This is a genomic window from Microbispora sp. NPDC046933 (assembly GCF_040644635.1).
Classification (GTDB): domain Bacteria; phylum Actinomycetota; class Actinomycetes; order Streptosporangiales; family Streptosporangiaceae; genus Microbispora.
Genome location: NZ_JBEYWW010000019.1, coordinates 83,636 through 100,746 on the forward strand (window position 1 = coordinate 83,636; position 17,111 = coordinate 100,746).

Consider the following 17,111-nt stretch of genomic DNA (forward strand, 5'->3'; position numbering starts at 1 on the left):
GGTGTCCCTGACACTGCGACGCCCCACGAGCACGGCGCCGCGGACGGCAGGGGCCAGGCGGGGGAAGGTCGAACGCCAGTGGCCGCTCGCCCTGGCGCTGCTGGCCCCGGCGATGGTCGTCGTGTTCGGCGTCGTCCTGTATCCCATGGGCCGCACGCTGGTCCTCAGTCTCGTCGACGCCACCTCGGCGCTGCAGACCGAGTTCACGTTCTCCGGGCTGTCGAACTACACGGCGCTGCTGTCGAACTCCGAGTTCTGGGCCACGGTGTGGCGCACGGCGGTGTTCACCGTCTTCTCCACGGCGGTGGAGCTCGTGGTCGGCCTGCTGCTCGCTCAGTTCCTCAACCAGCGCATCCGCGGCCAGTGGTTCTTCCGCAGCCTGGTGGTCCTGGCCTGGGCGCTGCCGACCATCGTCAGCGCCAACATGTGGCGGTGGATCCTCCACCCCGAGTACGGCGCGCTCAACGGCCTCCTCATGCACCTCGGCCTGCTCGACTCCTACAAGGACTGGATCGGCGGCCCGACGCAGGCGCTGTTCGTGGTCGCGCTGGTCGACGCCTGGAAGACCACGCCTTTGGTGGCGATCCTGCTGCTCGCCTCGATGCAGACCATCGGCGACGACGTCTACGAGGCGGCGGCCATGGACGGCGCCGGGGCCGTGCGCCGGTTCCTGTCCATCACGATCCCGATGCTCAAACCGGCCATCGCGGTCGTCCTGGTGCTGCGCACCATCGAGGCGTTCAAGGTCTTCGACATCATCTACATCATGACCAGGGGCGGCCCCGACTCCGGGACCACCACGATCGCCTTCTACACCTACCTGCAGGCCTTCTCCAACCAGGAGTTCAGCCTCGGCTCCGCGGCCGCCTACCTCACCGTGCTGTTCATCTTCGTGCTGTCGCTGGTGTATCTGCGCATGCTCCGTACCGATTCGGGGGGAACGGCGTGAGACCCTCTCGCTTCTATCGCCCCGCGATGTACCTGTGCGGCGCGCTGCTTGCCGTCGTCGTCCTCGGGCCGTTCGCCCTGCTGCTGCTCGCCAGCGTGTCCCCGCAGGCCGGTCTGCTCGGCAAGCCGCCCGACCTGTGGCCGGACTCGCCCACGCTGGACCGCTACGCGGCGATCTTCACGCAGGCGGCGGGCGGCGTGGCGGGCGACTTCCGCGTGGCCCTGGTCAACTCGCTGGTCGTCGCCGGGTGCAGCGTCGCGGTGAGCCTGGTGACCGGCGTGCTCGGCGCCTACGCGTTCGCGCGGCTGCGGTTCCCCGGGCGCAGGCTGGTGCTGTTCGTCTTCATGCTGACGTACATGATGCCGCCGCTGGCGCTCGTCGTGCCCATGTACATGACCGGCGCCGCGCTCGGCCTGCTCGACACGCGGACCTCGCTCGTCGTGGTCTACTGCTCCTTCACCACGCCCTTCGTCCTGTGGCTGCTGTCCGGCTACTTCCGCGCCCTGCCGGCCGAACTCGAGGAGGCCGCCCGCATCGACGGGTGCGGCCGGGTCGGCGCGCTGGTCCGGGTGGTGCTGCCGGTGGCGCGTCCGGGCCTCATCTCGGCCGGACTCCTGGCGTTCCTCATGGCGTGGGACGAGTTCTTCTACTCGCTCATCTTCACCTCGTCCCCGGCGTCGAAGACGGTGCCCGTGGCGCTGGCCGAGTTCACCGGCCGCTACAGCCTCGACTTCGGCCTGATGGCCGCGGGCGGCCTGCTCGCCGCCGTGCCGCCGGTGCTCATCGCGCTGATCTTCCAGAAGCACATCACCCGCGGGCTGGCCGCGGGTGCTGTCAAGTAACCCTCGGTTTTGAGAGAAGGTTCGATGTCCCACGACATCTCCATGTCCGACGCGCTCGACCGGCAGCCCGAGGCGCTGGCCTCCGCGGTGCGCACCCTGCGCGAGCAGCTCACGGGCTCCTGGCCCGCGCCGCGCCGCCCGCTGTTCGTGGCCATGGGCGCCAGTCACGCCGCGCTCGCGGCCTGCGTGCACCAGCTGCGCGCGTACGGCATCTGGGCGAGCAGGGCCGGATACGGGGAGATCCCGGCGTCCATCCCGGCCGCCGACGTCGACCTGGTGGCGGGGGTGTCCCAGTCGGGACGCAGCGCGGAGACGATCGACGCCCTGCGGGAGGTGGAAGCGTCGCGGCGGCTGGCCGTGGTCAACATCGCGGAGTCACCGCTGGCCGAGCTTGCGGGCACGGTGCTGAATTGCGGGACGGTCCCCGATTCCAAGGTGTCCACCTCCGGTTTCACCGTCACGCTCGCCGCCCTCGGGATGCTGGCCGACACGTGGGCGCTCGGCGGGCCCGCCGACGTCTGGCAGTCGCTGGCGGACCGCCTGGACGAGACCGCCAGGCGGGCCGAGGACAGCGTGGACGTCCTCGTGCAAGGCGTCGCGGAGAGCGTCGCCGCCGACGTCGTCGGAGCCGGGGCGTCGCTGACCGCCGCCGAGGAGGGCGCGCTGATGCTGCGCGAGGCCTGCCGGCTTCCCGCCGCCGCGTACGAGACCCGGCAGTATCTGCACGGGCCGATGGAGTCGGCCGGCCGCACCGCGCACATCGTCATCGGGGACGAGCGCGAGGCGGCGCTGGCCCTGCAACTGGCCGAGGCCGGTCACAGGGTTCTCTACGTGGGCCCGTGCGCGTCGCCGGTCCCGCGCGTGGAGGTCCCGCGGCTCGCTCCGGTGGCCCGCGCGATCGTCGAGAACGCCGTGCTGCAGCGGCTCGTCGTGAAGGTGGCCGCCGCGCGGAACGTTCCGGTGGGCGAGTTCCTGTTCTCGATGGACGACACGAAGGTGGACACCCTCACCGCGGAGACCGCATGAGCGAGCGAACCGGCAAGCACAGTGGCGTGGCCGTCGGCGTCGACGTGGGCGGGACGAAGACCCACTGGCGTGCGGCCGGGGAGGAGGGCCTCGTCGCGGACCGCGTCGTGCCCAGCGACCTGGGGGCGGACATGGACGACCTGGCCGAGTGGCTGGTGTCGGACCTGCGCGAGTGGGGGGTGCCGTACGACGCCCTGGGCGTGGGCGCGCACGGATGCGACAGCGCGTCCCTGTGCCTGAGGTTGCGGGACCTGCTGAGTGCCGCCCTCGCGGTCCCGGTGCGGGTGGTCAACGACGCCCACCTCCTGCCGTACGCGGCCGGTGTCCCGGGGGCGATCGGCGTGATCGCCGGTACGGGGTCGGTCGCCGCGGGCACGGGTCCCGGCGGCGAGCCGCTCCTCGCCGGGGGCTGGGGATGGGCACTCGGCGACGAGGGATCGGCCGCCGGGCTCGTACGCGAGGCCGTGCGCGCCACCTGCCTGCGGCACGACGCCGGCCTTCCACCGGACGAGCTGGCGCGGGGCCTGCTCGCGGCCTTCCACACCGACGAGGTGCCGGGGCTGTCGCACGCGCTGACCCGCTCGCCCAGCGCGGAGGAGTGGGGCCGTCACGCTCCCGTCGTCTTCCGGGCGGCGCAGCGGGGATCGGTCGTCGCGCTGAAAGTCATCGAGGAGGGGGGACAGGCACTGGCGAAGCTGGTCGAGACGCTGATCTCCCGTGGGGCGTCGGCCACGGCGGTGGTCGCGGCGGGCGGGGTGCTCACGACGCAGCCCCGGCTGTTCACCGCCCTGGCCGACGCGCTGGGGAAGAGCCACCCGGATCTCCCCGTCACGCTTCTCGACGCCGACCCGGTCGACGGAGCGGTGCGGCTGGCTCAGGAACTCCTCACCACTTCGCGGGCCTGACCGGGCCCCGCCCCGACCCCTGCGGCGGTGAAGCCGGCTCGACACCTCCTGCCGCCGCGGTCACCGGCGGTCACCGCCCCGGGGGCGGCGGCACCGGCGGCACCTCGTCCTGTTCTGGATCACTACCAGTCATTCGGCGCATCTCCGGCTGCCGCGTCAGCCGGTGAGCAGACGGCCTCCATGACGCGTTCGGGGCGATGCCTGTTCCGCTCACACGCAAGCGGCCCCGGTCCGGATACCTCGGACCGGGGCCACCAGGGCAGAAGCATGCGTCGTCTAGTCGAGGCGGCGCCTGCCGTACAGGCTGGCGGTCAGGATGACTCCGACCGCGGCGAGAACCACCTGGATGATCAGTTCGATCCAGTCGATGCCGCGGGTGTCGGCGACTCCCAGGGCTCCGGCGATCGCCGTGCCGATGAGGGCGGCAACGATGCCGATCACGATGGTCAGCCAGATCGGGATGCTCTGACGTCCAGGTACGACGAGCCGGCCAAGCGCGCCGATGATAAGCCCGATGATTATGGCGGAAATGATGCCTGTTACGGCCATTACTTCACGCTCCCACGGTTGACTGTCCAGCTTGTGCCCTTACGGCCCGGTTCGACACATAACGAATCGATAGCATGGTGCTCATCGCCGTGTTCGTCCAGCTCACACAGGCCGTCAGAGCATGCGCGACCTCCGTGTGGTGGAGGTCGACCGGGGGCCGCCCGAACCGGCCCCGCTGGGTGCGGGGGCGGCTACCGCATCACGGGCCACCTGCCGCTGTCAGGCGGTGCCAAGGCTCTCGATGAAGCCGAGGACGGCCTTCGCCAGTTCCTCGGGGGCCTCCATCGCGGCGTAGTGGCCCACGCCGTCGAGTTGCACGGACCGGATCTCCGCCGCCGTGGCATGCGCCATGGTGCCGGCCGTGAAGGGGCCGCCGCCGGCACCGACCGCGAGCACGGGCACCTTCAGCCCAGGATCCTGCGCGAGGGCCTGGATCTCGGAGCCTTCCCGCAGCATCGACCCGTAGAGGCCGATCGCGCCGCGCCAGCCGTCAGGACGTGAGTAGGCGCGGGCGAACTCCTCGATGTCGGCGTCGGTGATCGCGCCCGGGGTCGCGGTCATGGACGGGAACGCGTACTGCCCGAGGAACTCGCGCTCGCGGCCGGCGAGCAACATCTCCGGGATGCCGGGCGCGGCGAGGACCCCGATGTGCCAGGCGCCGCCGCGGGTGACGTCGGCCAGTGTTTCCAGGCCGAACCCGGGCAGGCCCATCTCGATGGCGGTGAGGCTGAGCACATCCTCGGGATGCGTCGTGGCCAGGCGGAAGACGGTCGCGCCACTGATGTCCTGCCCGGTGAGATGGACGGGGCCGACGCCGAGGTGGGCGATCAACTGGTGGAGGTCTTCGGCCGAGGCCGAGCTGTCATACTCGCCCGGCCCGTTGCCGGAGTCGCCGAAGCCGCGCAGGTCGACGGCGAAGACCCGGTGGTTGACGGCGAGCAGCGGGATGAGCTTGTGGAACGTCCACCAGGTCTCGGGGAACCCGTGGACCAGCAGGATCGGGGATCCGGCGGTTCCCGCGGCGACGTAGTGCAGGGTCGTCCCGTTGACCTCGGCGCGGTGATGGGTGATCTCCGGCAGCGTGGGACCGGCCGGCGTGACGGTCATGTCTCTCCTCAATTCGACAGTCAGGGTGTCGAAATATAGACACCCTGGCTGTCTTCTGTCCAGGCGGTGCCCTAGTCTTCTCCCATGTCTCGCTCTGGTGCCGATCTTGCGCTGCTGCTGCTCGGGGGCTTCCGCACGCTCGTGGACGCCGCGATCGCCGAGCTGGACCGGCGCGGCTACGAGGACGTGCGTCCCGTCCACGACTTCGCGATGCGGGCCATCGCCGCAGGCGCTGACAGCGCCTCGGAACTGGGCCGCCGCCTGTCGATCTCCAAGCAGTCGGCGGCGCGGACCATCGCGGTGTTGCAGGAGCGCGGATACGTCGCACGCGACACCGACCCGGACGACGCCCGTCGCAAACGCCTCCAGGTCACCGCGCTCGGCTACGAGGTGATGCGCCAAGGTGAGGCCATCTTCGACGAGTTGCGTGAGCAGTGGGGCAAGCAGATCGGCGCCGCCGAACTCGAAACCTTGGAGGCCCACCTGTCGGCGCTGGTGGGCACGCTGCCCGTACGCTTCGACACCCCCGGCTGGATCGCCCGCGACCTCGGCGGGCCGGCGTGACGCTTCACCGGCGTTCGTCCTCGCGCGGCTCGGCGGCCGGCCGGCGGCTACGGAGGAGCAAGCCAACGGTGAGCCCGGCGATCATGACAAATACGGCCGGGGCCGGCCAGAACCCGATTCTCGTCCCGGGACCTCTCCGGCCCTCAGCGCCATCCGGCACGCTCTGGCGGGGAAGACGGCCTTCTCCGCCAGAGCGGCACGGGCATGTTCCGGCCCGCCGCCGACCCGCCGCCGATCCGGCGTGGCAGGACGGCTGACCCGGCCGGACCGCCCGGGGCCTCGGCCCACCGGCGGCGTCAGTAGCCGTAGCGGCTCTTCAGGTGGCGCCACCAGTCGCGCAGCATCCACTTGTCGAACTCGGTGATCTGCGTCGCGGAGCCGGCGTTCATGATGAAGCAGCACACGCCGGTCGGCGTCCAGTCGTAGAAGTCGTCGAGCCCGAACCCGTGGCCTATTTCGTGCAGGAGGATGTGGATGTTCTCGCTGTCGAGCGCGCCCACGTAATACTCGCTGCCGATCCGCTGGCCCCAGTCGCCGCCCGCGCCGCCGTTCATGCCCGCCGTGAGCCACAGGGACATGTCGTAGTGGTGCGCCGCGCCGCCCGGGCAGCCGGAGTAGTCGCCGTTCTGGTGGAAGAACCGGCCGCAGGGCGGGCTGCACTGCGGCGCGCCCTCGTTGATGTCGCCCACGTAGACGTCCACCGAGTTGTCGGTCCACTGCAGCTGGTTCCGGTCCCGTACGGCCCAGCCGACGACCTTCACGTTCACGTCCGGGTACGGCCAGCCGCTCCAGCCTTCGAGCTGGTCGATCCACTTGTTGAACGAGCGGGCGAGGCTCGCGTGGATGCGGTCGCGCAGGGAGGCGGACACGGTGGCGGAGGAGTCCCACCGGACGCAGTAGTTGATGCTCCCGCGGCCCGCCATGATCTGGTCCCAGATGTAGTTCTTGAACCCGTACAGGTCGGGGTACGTCGTCTCCTCGTGCCGCCACACCTCGTTGAGCGGGGTGACGAGGTTGGCCGGCGGGTTCCAGGCGTTCCCTCCCGGACTCGGCGAGGGCGACGGGCTGGGCGAGCGGGTCGGCGTGGGGGACGGGGACGGCGAGGGTGTGCGCGTCGGAGAGGGCGTCGGGCTGGGCGTGCTGCTGGGGGTGGGGGACTGCGTGGCGCCGGTGCAGGCGGTGCCGTTGAGGGTGAACGCCGACGGCTTCGGGTTCGTCCCCGACCACGTGCCGTTGAAGCCGAGGCTGACGGACGAGCCCCTGGCCAGGGCGGCGTTCCAGTCCAGGTTCCTGGCGGTGACGTTCTGCCCGCTCTGTGACCAGGTCGCCGACCATCCCTCGGTCACCTTCTGCCCGGCGCTCGGGAAGGTGAAGCCGAGCGTCCAGCCGTTGACCGGGTCGCCCAGGTTCTGGACGGTGACGGCGGCGGTGAAGCCGCCCCCGCCGGAGCCGGCCGTCCAGTCGTTGGTGCTGTACGTCACCGTGCAGGCGACGGCGGCCCCGGCGGGGGTCGCCGTTCCGAAGGCCAGCGTGGTGCCCAGGACGAGGACGGACACCATTCCCAGGAAGAACCGAGTCGGTCGCATCACCGTGTCCTTTTTGGTCGAGGAGAAAGGGGCACGCAACAATAGGCATCGCGCGGGTTTTCTGGAAAGGACGCGACCACAGCAGCCGGGAAAACGCCGAACCGGGGATGTAAGTTTCATTTTCCACAGAGACCGGATTTTGTTTCGGCTCCCCGAAAGGAAATGGGACGGGTGCCGATAACCGAACGCCGGGCGGCGCGACCGCCGGCCGCGCCGCCCGCGCCGGTCCGTCAGGAAAGGAAGCTTCCGTACGGGCCGTTGAGAATGCTGTTCTTCTGTGCCTGGCTGAAGTGACAGTTCGGGTAGTCGTAGAGGGACGCCGACATGCACGTGCCGTCGGTGGACGTGGCGTCGGGCAGGCCGAACGCGTGGCCCAGTTCGTGCACCATGCCGCCGTACCACCGGTTCATCGGGCCGTTGAGGCCCGCGGCGCCGTCGGCGTCGTGGCCGCTGAGGATCACCCAGCCGTTGCCGCCGCCGCCACCCGCGCCGTCGCCTTCGGCGCTGACCTCGCCGACGTTGATCCATCGGCTGTCGGGCGCGCCGAGGCCGAACTTGCGGCGCAGCTCCTCCTGCATGTTGCACACCGCCCACCAGTACTTGTCACCGCACTTCGGCGTGTTCTCGTACCAGCTGCGCGGCTGGTCGCCGTTGACGACCTCGACGACCGGGGTGTTCAACGCGAACGTCTTGCCCAGCTCCTGCTTGAAGAAGCGCTGCGCCTCCCGCACGACCTTGGCCATGCCGTCCGGGTATCGCTGGTCGTATGCCACGTCGGAGGGCTTGAGCCAGAAGACCCGCACCGTCCGCGCCGGCGGAGTGGTCGCCGAGGGCGACGCGGACGGTGACGCCGACGGTGACGCGGACGGCGACCTGGATGGCGACCTGGATGGCGACGCGGACGGGCTCACGCCGGGGGAGACGGTCGTGCCGCCCGTGCAGGCGACGCCATTGAGCGTGAATTCGGCCGGCGCCGGGTTGGCGGTGTTGTTCCAGCTGCCGTTGAACCCGAACGAGGTGCTCGCGCCTGTGGCCAGGGAGCCGTTCCAGCTCACGTTGGCGGCGGTCACGGCACCGCCGCTCTGCGTCACGTTCGCGTTCCACGCCTGCCCGACGGTCTGCCCCGCCCCGAAGGTCCAGCGCAGGGTCCAGCCCGAGATCGGATCACCGAGGTTCGTGATCGCGACGTTGGCGCTGAAGCCGCCGTTCCACTGCGAACCGACGGTGTAGGTGACCCGGCAGGCGGCCGAGGCGGCGTGTGCCGCGACCGTGGTCCCCGCGGCGGCGCCGGCCAGGCAGGCGGCCAGACAGGCGGCCAGGGCCAGGCGGGTCAGGACTTCGCGTAATCGCCGTTGATGCATCTGATGCCTCCATCGCGGATGCCGTGGTTCACGACTTCGCGGTCCGGCGCGTCCGCCCGCCGTCGGCGGCGTCGCAGGTCGTCGCCGGCCGGATGGGTGTCCAGGCGACACGCATCGCGTTATGGCGAGGAGATCACCATGAAATGCGTTCGCGGGAGCCGGACCTCCGAGGTTGTGAACGCTAACAACCGCGTACGGTGACGAAAGCGATTCCGTCCTGTCAATAGGGCTGTGCGGTAAGCCGTCGCGAACGTGCGGAAACGCTTTCCGCGGGAGAAAGTTTCAGCGCGAGGCGTCGAGAATCGATTGCCCGAGCGGCCGGGCCGCGTTCACTCGCGAGGCGGGCGCGTGGCCGCGGTCTCAAGGCACGGCGAAAGGCACGGCGCAAGACGCGGTGAAGGTCGCGGTGAAGGGCGCTGTGAAGGGCGCGGCGGGAGGCGCGGTGAAGGGCATCGTGAATGGCGCGGTGAAGGGCGCGGCGGGAGGCGCGGTGAAGGGCATCGTGAATGGCGCGGTGAAGGGCGCGGTGGGAGGCGCGGTGAAGGGCATCGTGAATGGCGGGGTGAGGAGCCGTCCGCCGTCCGGCGGGAGGAGTGCTGGACGCGCTTCACCGCGGCCAGGTCGTGCGCGAAGCGCCGCTCTTCTTGGAGCCGTCCGGCGGCGGGGTGGCTGTCATGATGGTCTCCCCTCAGTCCCCCCGCCCCCGGAGGACCTTGTGCGCATCGTTCTCGCCGGTCTCGCCACCAGTCATCCGTTCACCGACGCCCGCAGCCTCGCCAGGCACGCCGAGCTGGTGGTGTGGGAGCCGGACCCCGAGCGGCTGCGGCGTTTCACCGGCGAGTACCCCTCGGCGGTGGTCGCCCCGACCCTCGCCGAAGCGCTGGCGACCGGCCCCGACGGGGTGGTGCTGACCGTGCCCAACCCCCGGGTGCCCGAGGCACTGGCCGCGGTGCTGGAGACCGGAGCCGCCTGCTTCCTCAACAAGCCCGCCGCCGCCAGCCGTGACCAGTTGGAGCGGCTCGACCGGTTGCCGATCCACGACCGGGTGATGTCGACGTCGGTGCTGCGCTTCGCCCCGGCGTTCGCGAGGCTGACGGTGGACCCGTCCGACGTGCTGGCCGTGCGAGCCACCGTGCGGCACGACGTGGGGCTGTGGGCCACCGGCTACAACCCCTGGCAGGACACTCCGGGCGAAGGCGGCGGCACGATGGTGACCATGGGCGTCCACGGCGTCGAGTTGCTGGTCGCGCTGCTCGGGCCGGACGTACGGCTGGCCGGCGCGGCCGGCGCGCGGCGGCGGTACGCGACGCTGCGCTCCGAGGACACCGGCGTCATGGCGCTGCGGTGGGCGGACGGCGTCACCGGCACGGTCGAGGTTCTCGGTGTGACGGAGGAGGAGTCCTACACCGTCACCGTGCACCGGCGCGGCTCCTCGGAGACCGTCGTGATCGAAGGCGGTGACGACCCGGTCAAGGGGCTCGGCTACCAGGGAACTATCGAGGTGTTCCTCGAGATGGTGGCGGGGGCGCCCAGCCCGGTGCCGTGGGCGCAGACCCGGGCCATCCTCGACGTCCTCGTCTCGGCGCGCGAGAGCGCCCCGCCCGCCGCCTGATCCCGACCCGAGCCGTCGAAACCCGGTGCCGTGGGCGCGCCGTTGACAGGTGGACTTCTTGAAAGTTACGGTCTGGACCGTAAATAGGGCAGACAAGAGGGAGACCCGTGTGCGGACGACAGCGGAACTCGAAGAGCGGCTGGCGCGGCCGAGTGCCGGGCTCGTCGACGATCTCGGCAGACTCGACGGCGACATCCTGATCCTCGGCGCGGGCGGGAAGCTGGGCCCGAGCCTGGTGCGGCTGGCGCTCAACGCCACAGCCGAGAGCGGCCGCGACCGGCGGATCATCGCCGTCTCCCGCTTCTCCACACCCGGGCTCGCCGAGGCGCTGCGCGCGGAGGGCGCCGACGTGGTGTCCGCCGACGTCGCCGACGAGCGGGCACTGCAGCGGCTGCCCGACGCGGCGAACGTGGTCTTCCTGGTGGGCGCCAAGTTCGGCACCTCGGGGCGGGAGCACGCCGCCTGGTTCACCAACGCCTACCTGCCCGGCCGGGTCGCCGACCGGTTCCGCGGCAGCCGCATCGCCGCCCTGTCCACCGGCAACGTCTACCCCCTCGTCCCCGTCGCCGGCGGCGGCAGCACCGAGGACTCCGCCACCGGCCCCGTCGGCGACTACGCGATGAGCTGCCTTGGCAGGGAGCGGGTCCTGACGCACTTCGCCGAGACGCACGGCACCCGCATGGCGCTGATCCGCCTCAACTACGCGGTCGAGCTCAGGTACGGCGTGCTGGTGGACCTGGCCCAGAAGGTGCTCGCCGGAGAGCCCGTCGATCTGACCACCGGCCAGGTGAACGTCGTCTGGCAGGGCTACGCCAACGAGGTCACCCTGCGCTCTCTGCTGCTGGCCGAGTCGCCGCCGTACGTGCTCAACGTCACCGGCCCGGAGCTGATCTCCGTACGGCAGACGGCGCTGGCACTGGGCGAGGCTCTGGGCAAGGAGCCGGTGTTCACCGGTGAGGAGGCGCCCACGGCGTTGCTGTCGAACGCCTCACGCTGCCACCGGCTCTTCGGCTACCCGCAGATCACACCCGCCGAGCTGATCGAGCACACCGCCCGCTGGGTCGCCGAGGGCGAGCCGCTGCTCGGCAAGCCCACCAAGTTCGAGCGCCGTGACGGCCGCTTCTGACCCGCTGCACGCCACAGCCACAACCATGACCAAGGGGGTTCAATGGTGCTCAGCGCTCCGGAGGCGCAGACGTCGGTGCGCCACCTCTTCCGGCGCGGCCTCGTCATCCCGGCGCACCCGCTCGCCCTGTCCGAGGACCGCAAGCTGGACGAGCGCCGTCAGCGGGCGCTGACCCGCTACTACCTCGACGCGGGCGCCGGGGGACTGGCGGTGGGCGTGCACACCACGCAGTTCGCGATCCACGGTACGGACCTGCTCGCGCCCGTGCTCGAACTCGCCGCCCGTACGGCGGGCGAAGCCGACCGCGAGGTGGTGCTCGTGGCCGGGGCCACCGGCCCGACAGCGCAGGCGGTCGCGGAGGCCGAGCTGGCCAGGTCGTTCGGCTACCACATGATCCTGCTCACCCCCCACCGCGGGCTCGGCGAGGACGCGCTCATCGAGCGGGCCAGGGCGGTCGGCGAGGTGCTGCCCGTGATCGGGTTCTATCTCCAGCCCGCGGTGGGCGGACGCACCCTGTCGCGCGACTTCTGGACGCGCCTGGCCGCGATCGAGTCGGTGGTGGGCATCAAGGTCGCCCCGTTCGACCGCTATCGCACGCTCGACGTCCTGCACGGCGTGGTCCGCGCAGGCCGGGCGGGCGACCTCGCCCTCTACACCGGCAACGACGACCACATCCTGGCCGACCTCATCACCTCGCACCGCGTGGTGGTGGACGGGCGCGAGGTGGACGTCGAGTTCGTCGGCGGCCTGCTCGGCCAGTGGGCGGTGTGGGCGCGCCGAGCCGTGGAGCTGCTGGAGGAGGCGAAGCTCGCCCGCGCGGGCGACGACGCGGCGGTGCGGCGCCTGCTCACTCTGGACGGCCACCTGACCGATGCGAACGCCGCCATCTTCGACACCGCCAACGGCTTCCACGGGTGCATCCCGGGCATCCACGAGGTGCTGCGCCGGCAGGGGTTGCTGGCCGGTCGATGGTGCCTGGACCCGGCGGAGGATCTCTCGCCGGGGCAGCTCGCGGAGATCGACCGGATCTGGGCGGCGTATCCGTGGCTGCGCGACGACGACTTCGTCGCCGGCGGCCTGGACCGCTGGCTGTCCTGACCCCGCCCGTCAGCCGGGCCGCCGTCAGCCGGACCCGCTCGTCAGTTGGCCCGCTCGAGGGGTGACGCCTGCCCGCCAGGCGTCGCCCATCCGCGCCACGCCTTCGTGCCGGGCACCTCGGACACGATCGCGGGCCCCACCGGGCGGGGGCAGGCGATCCCGGGAGGCCAGAGGGTTTCGTGGGAGGTCAGAGGGTTCCGGAAGGCGTTTCGCGAGGTCCAGAGGGTTCCGAGAGGCGTTTCGCGAGGTCCAGAGGGTTTAGGGAGGTCAGAGGGTTCCGGGAGGTCAGAGGGTGAGACGGTAGAGCGTGAGCGGGCGGCCGCTGGAGCCGCTGGTCAGGTTGCCGGTGCGCTCGGCCAGCCCGGCCAGCTCCAGCCGGTGCAGCATGCGGCGCGCGGTGCGCTGCTGCACCGCCAGGCGGTCGGCGATCTCCCGGGTGGTGAGCGGCTCGTCCCCGGCGGCGGCCCGTGCCTCCAGGAGCTTCTCCAGAGTGGAGACCGACAGCCCCACCCGCCGGGCGATGACCGGCAGGTTGTGCTCGGCCGCCGGGGCGGCCGGCGCCGACTCGAGCACGATGTCGGTGTCGGCCCGCAACGACAGCACGGCCGCCACCTCACCGATGCGTCGCGCCCGGGCCAGCGCCCGACGGGCCAGGTTCTCGGCCTCGGCCGCGCTGCGCCCCAGCCCGAAGCCGATGCGGACCACCTCGTTCTGACCGGTCAGCCGCGCCAGCATCGGCAGGCAGGTGAAGCCGCCGGTGGCGTCGTGCAGCGGACCCCGGGTGGTCACCAGCAGGTGGGTCCCGCCGCGATAGGCCGCGATGGTGCCGCCGAGCGCGGCGGCCTCGCGCAGCAGGCCCTCCTCGTTGACCACCTCGATCAGCCCGAGCGCGATCTGCGCGTCCTCCTGCGCCTGGCCCTCTGCCGTCAGCAGCAGCTGGCGCAGCGCCACACGGACCGAGTGCATCGAGGGCACCAGCCGCAGCACGTGCATCTCCTCCCGCAGCGCCTCGTAGACGCTGCTGAGGCACGTGATCACGGGGCGGCCGGGGTCGCGGCGGTGGAAGGCGACGGCGCTCCTGGAGGTCATGTCGGACCGGTAGGGGAGCGTCCGCAGCGCGTCGCTGGGCAGCCCGGCCTCGGCGAACGTCGCCGTCACGTCGGCCGCCGACAGCGTGTCGATGGACAGGCGGGTCACGTCCTCGCCCGCGTGCTGGAGCCGTACGAGGGCGCTGAGCAGCGTCGCGCCCGAGTAGTCGACGAACGCGGCGGGACGCGTCAGCGCCTCGGCGTCGCGGGCCAGCATGTAGGGGACGATGCCGGTGAACAGCCAGCCCTCGACGGACGGGCTGTGCGCCTCGACGATCGCGGATGCCTGGGACTCGTGGTCGTAGTCCAGACGCAACGCGGTGACGCCGGGCTGGTCCTCGCACGTGGCGGCGACGTCGTCGACCAGATCATGCGGGCCGACGACCCCGATGACGATTCCCACCCGCATCTCCCTTTGACTGATTTCGGTCGAGACCGCAATCATACCCGTGTGCGGTGTTTCCCGGTCGCGATTCCCCTCCGCGGCCGAACCCTCGCCCATGACAGTTCGCCGCGGCCGCTCCAGCGCCTCCTCGCCGCCGGCGCGTGCGAAAGGGTTGAAACCGTCGAGGGAGTCTCCCGTAAGCTGCTTGGGATGCACGTCTCGGCACAGACCCTTCGGGACCGCCTGCGCGGCTCGCTCATCGCCGCGGCCGCCACCCCCATGACCGCCGATCGGGAAGTGGATCTCGACCTGGTCTCACGCTACCTGGCCGGGCTGGTCGCCGACGGGGCCGGCGCCCTGGCGGTGCTGGCTCACACCGGCCGGGGCCCGTTCCTGCCGCCGGAGGTGCGCGCGGGCGTGATCGAGCGGGCGGTGGCGCTCGGCGTTCCCGTACTGGTGGGCGTCGGCGGCCACCCCGACGCCGGCGGTCCGGGCGGCTCCGACGCGGAGGGAGGTTCCCCCGCTGGAGACGGCGTCGCCCGTACGTCCGCCGAGGCGCGGGTGGCGGCCGACCTGGGCGCGGCGGGCGTCCTGGTGTTCCCTTCCGCGGGGGACAGGCCGGCGCTGCACGACGCCGTGTGGCGGGCGTCCCGCCTGCCGATGATCGCCTTCGACCTCTACACCCGGCCGTGCCCGCCCGCTGTGCTGGCCGAGATCCTGGCCCACCCGGGCGTGGCCGGACTCAAGACGGCCCTGCTCTCGGACGCCATGGGCTGCCAGCGGGCCATCGCACTCACCCGGGAGGCGGGACGGCTGGCCATCACGGGCGAGGACCGCATGTTCGGGCCCTCCCTGCTGTGGGGCGCCGAGGCCGCGCTGGTGGGCATCGCCGCCGCCGCCGTCGAGGTCGGCGCGGCCGTGCTCGACGCCTTCCGCGGCGACGACCTGCGGGCCTTCGAGGAGGCGTCCGGGCGTCTGGATCGGCTGGCGCAGGCCACGTTCACCGAGCCCATGGAGGGCTACGTGCAGCGCATGCTGTGGCTGGCGGCGGCCGAGGGCCGCATCCCCGCCTCGCACGCCCACGACCCGTACGGCCCGCCGTTGCCGGCGGAGGAGCGCGCGGAGGTGGTGCGGCACCGCGGCCGCGCACGTGGTGGGGTGGCGGCCGAGCAGGCCGAGTAAACGGGCTGCCGCCCGACGGCCGGCCGGCGGGTCTCCGGGGTGCCCGTGCGCGCTGCCCTGGCCTCGGATCCGGTGCCGGGCCGGAGAGCGGATCAGGACCCCGCAGGGCGCCCCTGCTGCCGTCGCGTGCGGCCGTCGCGCTCCGGATGGGCGGTCACCGGCGCGACGGCGCGAGAGTCCTCTATCCAGGTCGCGGGCCGGACGCCACGCGCCGGACGTCGTAGCGGACAGTCCTTAATTGTCTGACGGCCCCTTGACATACCGCCTGCCTAAAGTTACGGTCTGGGCCAAAATTGAAGATCGTGCCTCGAGGCGTGCGACTCCGAGATGACCGGCCGCTTGATCGGCCGCGACCGGCGCCGATCATGCGGCGTCCGGCTCCGACCCCTGCCTCCCCGGCGTGAGAGCCGGGTGTGTCCCGTCGCCCCACCCCCTCGCCGACGCCGGCCCGGCGCTGCTCCAGGACGGCGAACCCGCTTCTCGGCTTCCGCCTCGCCGGTCTCCGTACCTGAAGGGATCTCCCGTGACCCTCGCCCTGCATGGCGGCACGCCCGTCCGAACCGCCCCGTGGCCGTCCTGGCCTCCTCCCCTCGACGACGCCCAGCGTGAACTGGTCGCCAAGGTTCTGGAGAGCGGCCGGTGGGGAGCCACCCAGGGCGGCGGCGTGACCGACGACCTGGCCGCCGCCTTCGCCCGCAGGTCCGCGGTGCCGTACGGGGTGGCCGTGGGCAACGCCACGCTCGGCCTGTTCGCCGCGCTCCGCGGCCTGGGCGTGGGGCCGGGCGACGAGGTGATCGTGCCCGCCTACACCTTCGTCGCCTCGGCCACCGCCGTGCTGCTCGCCGGAGCGACTCCCGTGATCGCCGACGTGGACCCGGCCGACCTGCACCTGTCGCCCGACGCCGTGCGGGCCGCGCTGACCGGCAGGACCGCGGCCGTCATGCCGGTCCACCTGGCGGGCAGTCCCGCCGACATGGACCCGTTGACCGCCCTGGCGGACCGGCACGGGCTGGCCGTCGTCGAAGACGCCGCCCAGGCCCACGGCGCCGAGTATCGCGGGCGGCCCGTCGGCGGCCTCGGTGACGCGGCCGTCTACAGCTTCCAGTCGAGCAAGGCGATGACCGCGGGCGAAGGCGGCCTGATCGTCTGCCGGGAGGAGGCGGCGTACGAGGCGATCTGGTCGGTCTGCAACGTCGGCCGCAGGCTCGGCGGCCAGTGGTACGGCCACCCGTCCGTCGGCTGGAACCTGCGGCTCACCGACCTGCAGGCCGCCTTGCTGCTGCCCTGGCTGGACCGGCTCGACGACGAGATCGCCCGCCGCGACGCCTTCTGCGCGGCTCTCGAACGCGAGCTGGACCGGCTCCCGGCGGCGGACTCGGCCAGGCCGGTGACCGTGCCGCCGCGGCCGCCCGGCACCACCCGCGACTCCCGCCACCTGCTCATGCTGCGCGTCCACGGCTCCGTCGACCGTGACTTCCTGCTCGCCGCCATGGCGGCGGAGGGGGTGCCGCTCGACGCCGGATATCCGCCGCTGGGCACGATGGACGCCCTGAGCAGGGCCGGGGCGCGCGCCGAGCCGTGCCCGGCCGCGACGGCGGCCGCCGAGAGCGTCGTGTGGGTGCGCCAGGCGATGCTCATGGACGACCCGGCCCGAGCCGCGGACATCGCCGAGGCGCTGGCCAAGGTCCTGGCCGCCCGAAGGCGCGAACCGTAACGGACATGGCGTTCGAC

General features: G+C 71.9%; 15 protein-coding genes. 10 read left to right on the forward strand and 5 right to left on the reverse strand.

All coding sequences use genetic code 11. The features are described from left to right. Position 1: 1 nt before the first annotated feature. Genes ABZ857_RS24795 through ABZ857_RS24810 form a run of 4 tightly spaced genes read left to right on the forward strand, consistent with a single transcriptional unit; the run spans position 2 to position 3,722 of the window. Entirely contained in the window at positions 2 to 949 is a 948-nt protein-coding gene (locus ABZ857_RS24795; RefSeq protein WP_357046632.1) for a sugar ABC transporter permease, read from the forward strand. Then, complete coding sequence (locus ABZ857_RS24800; protein ID WP_357046634.1) at positions 946 to 1,791, forward strand: carbohydrate ABC transporter permease; 846 nt, start codon at positions 946 to 948, stop codon at positions 1,789 to 1,791. Before ABZ857_RS24795 ends, ABZ857_RS24800 begins: the two co-directional genes overlap by 4 nt. 24 nt (positions 1,792 to 1,815) lie before the next feature. Beyond that, positions 1,816 to 2,817: a hypothetical protein gene (locus tag ABZ857_RS24805; RefSeq protein WP_357046636.1), complete on the forward strand. Its 1,002-nt coding sequence runs from the start codon at positions 1,816 to 1,818 to the stop codon at positions 2,815 to 2,817. After that, positions 2,814 to 3,722 (forward strand): BadF/BadG/BcrA/BcrD ATPase family protein, encoded by a 909-nt coding sequence (locus ABZ857_RS24810; RefSeq protein WP_357046637.1) that lies wholly within the window; start codon positions 2,814 to 2,816, stop codon positions 3,720 to 3,722. The genes ABZ857_RS24805 and ABZ857_RS24810 overlap by 4 nt, the downstream gene beginning before the upstream one ends. A 276-nt stretch (positions 3,723 to 3,998) precedes the next feature. Here the strand turns inward: ABZ857_RS24810 and ABZ857_RS24815 are convergent, their stop codons facing one another. Together ABZ857_RS24815 and ABZ857_RS24820 are read right to left on the reverse strand one after the other, a co-directional pair. Then, positions 3,999 to 4,271: a GlsB/YeaQ/YmgE family stress response membrane protein gene (locus ABZ857_RS24815; protein WP_357046639.1), complete on the reverse strand. Its 273-nt coding sequence runs from the start codon at positions 4,269 to 4,271 to the stop codon at positions 3,999 to 4,001. 219 nt (positions 4,272 to 4,490) lie between these two features. Beyond that, entirely contained in the window at positions 4,491 to 5,378 is an 888-nt protein-coding gene (locus ABZ857_RS24820) for an alpha/beta hydrolase (protein WP_357046641.1), read from the reverse strand. Positions 5,379 to 5,462: 84 nt separating this feature from the next. Between ABZ857_RS24820 and ABZ857_RS24825 the strand changes: the two genes are divergently transcribed. Beyond that, positions 5,463 to 5,942 carry a MarR family transcriptional regulator gene (locus ABZ857_RS24825; RefSeq protein ID WP_357046643.1) on the forward strand — a complete coding sequence of 160 codons (480 nt, stop codon included), beginning with the start codon at positions 5,463 to 5,465 and terminating at the stop codon, positions 5,940 to 5,942. A gap of 296 nt (positions 5,943 to 6,238) precedes the next feature. On the opposite strand, the gene ABZ857_RS24830 is transcribed toward ABZ857_RS24825, so the two are convergent. Next, a complete protein-coding gene (locus tag ABZ857_RS24830; protein WP_357046645.1) occupies positions 6,239 to 7,528 on the reverse strand; it encodes a cellulose-binding domain-containing protein in 1,290 nt (429 codons plus the stop codon). A gap of 230 nt (positions 7,529 to 7,758) precedes the next feature. After that, positions 7,759 to 8,889: a cellulose-binding domain-containing protein gene (locus ABZ857_RS24835; RefSeq protein WP_357046647.1), complete on the reverse strand. Its 1,131-nt coding sequence runs from the start codon at positions 8,887 to 8,889 to the stop codon at positions 7,759 to 7,761. Between the two features lie 715 nt (positions 8,890 to 9,604). Here ABZ857_RS24835 and ABZ857_RS24840 point away from each other — a divergent pair. The 3 genes from ABZ857_RS24840 to ABZ857_RS24850 all read left to right on the forward strand — a co-directional run bounded on the left by ABZ857_RS24840 (position 9,605) and on the right by ABZ857_RS24850 (position 12,725). Then, on the forward strand, positions 9,605 to 10,501 hold the full coding sequence (locus ABZ857_RS24840) for a Gfo/Idh/MocA family oxidoreductase (RefSeq protein ID WP_357046649.1): 897 nt from the start codon (positions 9,605 to 9,607) through the stop codon (positions 10,499 to 10,501). Between the two features lie 109 nt (positions 10,502 to 10,610). Continuing rightward, entirely contained in the window at positions 10,611 to 11,627 is a 1,017-nt protein-coding gene (locus ABZ857_RS24845) for an NAD-dependent epimerase/dehydratase family protein (protein WP_357046651.1), read from the forward strand. A 42-nt stretch (positions 11,628 to 11,669) separates the two neighbouring features. Continuing rightward, a complete protein-coding gene (locus tag ABZ857_RS24850) occupies positions 11,670 to 12,725 on the forward strand; it encodes a dihydrodipicolinate synthase family protein (RefSeq protein ID WP_357046653.1) in 1,056 nt (351 codons plus the stop codon). A 285-nt stretch (positions 12,726 to 13,010) separates the two neighbouring features. Here ABZ857_RS24850 and ABZ857_RS24855 read toward each other — a convergent pair whose 3' ends face one another. Next, complete coding sequence (locus ABZ857_RS24855; protein ID WP_357046655.1) at positions 13,011 to 14,216, reverse strand: hypothetical protein; 1,206 nt, start codon at positions 14,214 to 14,216, stop codon at positions 13,011 to 13,013. A 192-nt stretch (positions 14,217 to 14,408) separates the two neighbouring features. Between ABZ857_RS24855 and ABZ857_RS24860 the strand changes: the two genes are divergently transcribed. After that, on the forward strand, positions 14,409 to 15,380 hold the full coding sequence (locus tag ABZ857_RS24860) for a dihydrodipicolinate synthase family protein (protein ID WP_357046657.1): 972 nt from the start codon (positions 14,409 to 14,411) through the stop codon (positions 15,378 to 15,380). A 523-nt stretch (positions 15,381 to 15,903) separates the two neighbouring features. Next, positions 15,904 to 17,094 (forward strand): DegT/DnrJ/EryC1/StrS family aminotransferase, encoded by a 1,191-nt coding sequence (locus ABZ857_RS24865; RefSeq protein WP_357046659.1) that lies wholly within the window; start codon positions 15,904 to 15,906, stop codon positions 17,092 to 17,094. Positions 17,095 to 17,111: the final 17 nt, after the last annotated feature.

What these genes read in the sequence shown, in the direction of transcription:
- ABZ857_RS24815 (WP_357046639.1), bottom strand. Translation starts at nt 4,271, where the DNA reads ATGGCCGTAACAGGCATCATTTCCGCCATAATCATCGGGCTTATCATC.
- ABZ857_RS24810 (WP_357046637.1), top strand. Translation starts at nt 2,814, where the DNA reads ATGAGCGAGCGAACCGGCAAGCACAGTGGCGTGGCCGTCGGCGTCGAC.
- ABZ857_RS24835 (WP_357046647.1), bottom strand. Translation starts at nt 8,889, where the DNA reads ATGCATCAACGGCGATTACGCGAAGTCCTGACCCGCCTGGCCCTGGCC.
- ABZ857_RS24830 (WP_357046645.1), bottom strand. Translation starts at nt 7,528, where the DNA reads ATGCGACCGACTCGGTTCTTCCTGGGAATGGTGTCCGTCCTCGTCCTG.
- ABZ857_RS24820 (WP_357046641.1), bottom strand. Translation starts at nt 5,378, where the DNA reads ATGACCGTCACGCCGGCCGGTCCCACGCTGCCGGAGATCACCCATCAC.
- ABZ857_RS24805 (WP_357046636.1), top strand. Translation starts at nt 1,816, where the DNA reads ATGTCCCACGACATCTCCATGTCCGACGCGCTCGACCGGCAGCCCGAG.
- ABZ857_RS24850 (WP_357046653.1), top strand. Translation starts at nt 11,670, where the DNA reads ATGGTGCTCAGCGCTCCGGAGGCGCAGACGTCGGTGCGCCACCTCTTC.
- ABZ857_RS24825 (WP_357046643.1), top strand. Translation starts at nt 5,463, where the DNA reads ATGTCTCGCTCTGGTGCCGATCTTGCGCTGCTGCTGCTCGGGGGCTTC.
- ABZ857_RS24860 (WP_357046657.1), top strand. Translation starts at nt 14,409, where the DNA reads ATGCACGTCTCGGCACAGACCCTTCGGGACCGCCTGCGCGGCTCGCTC.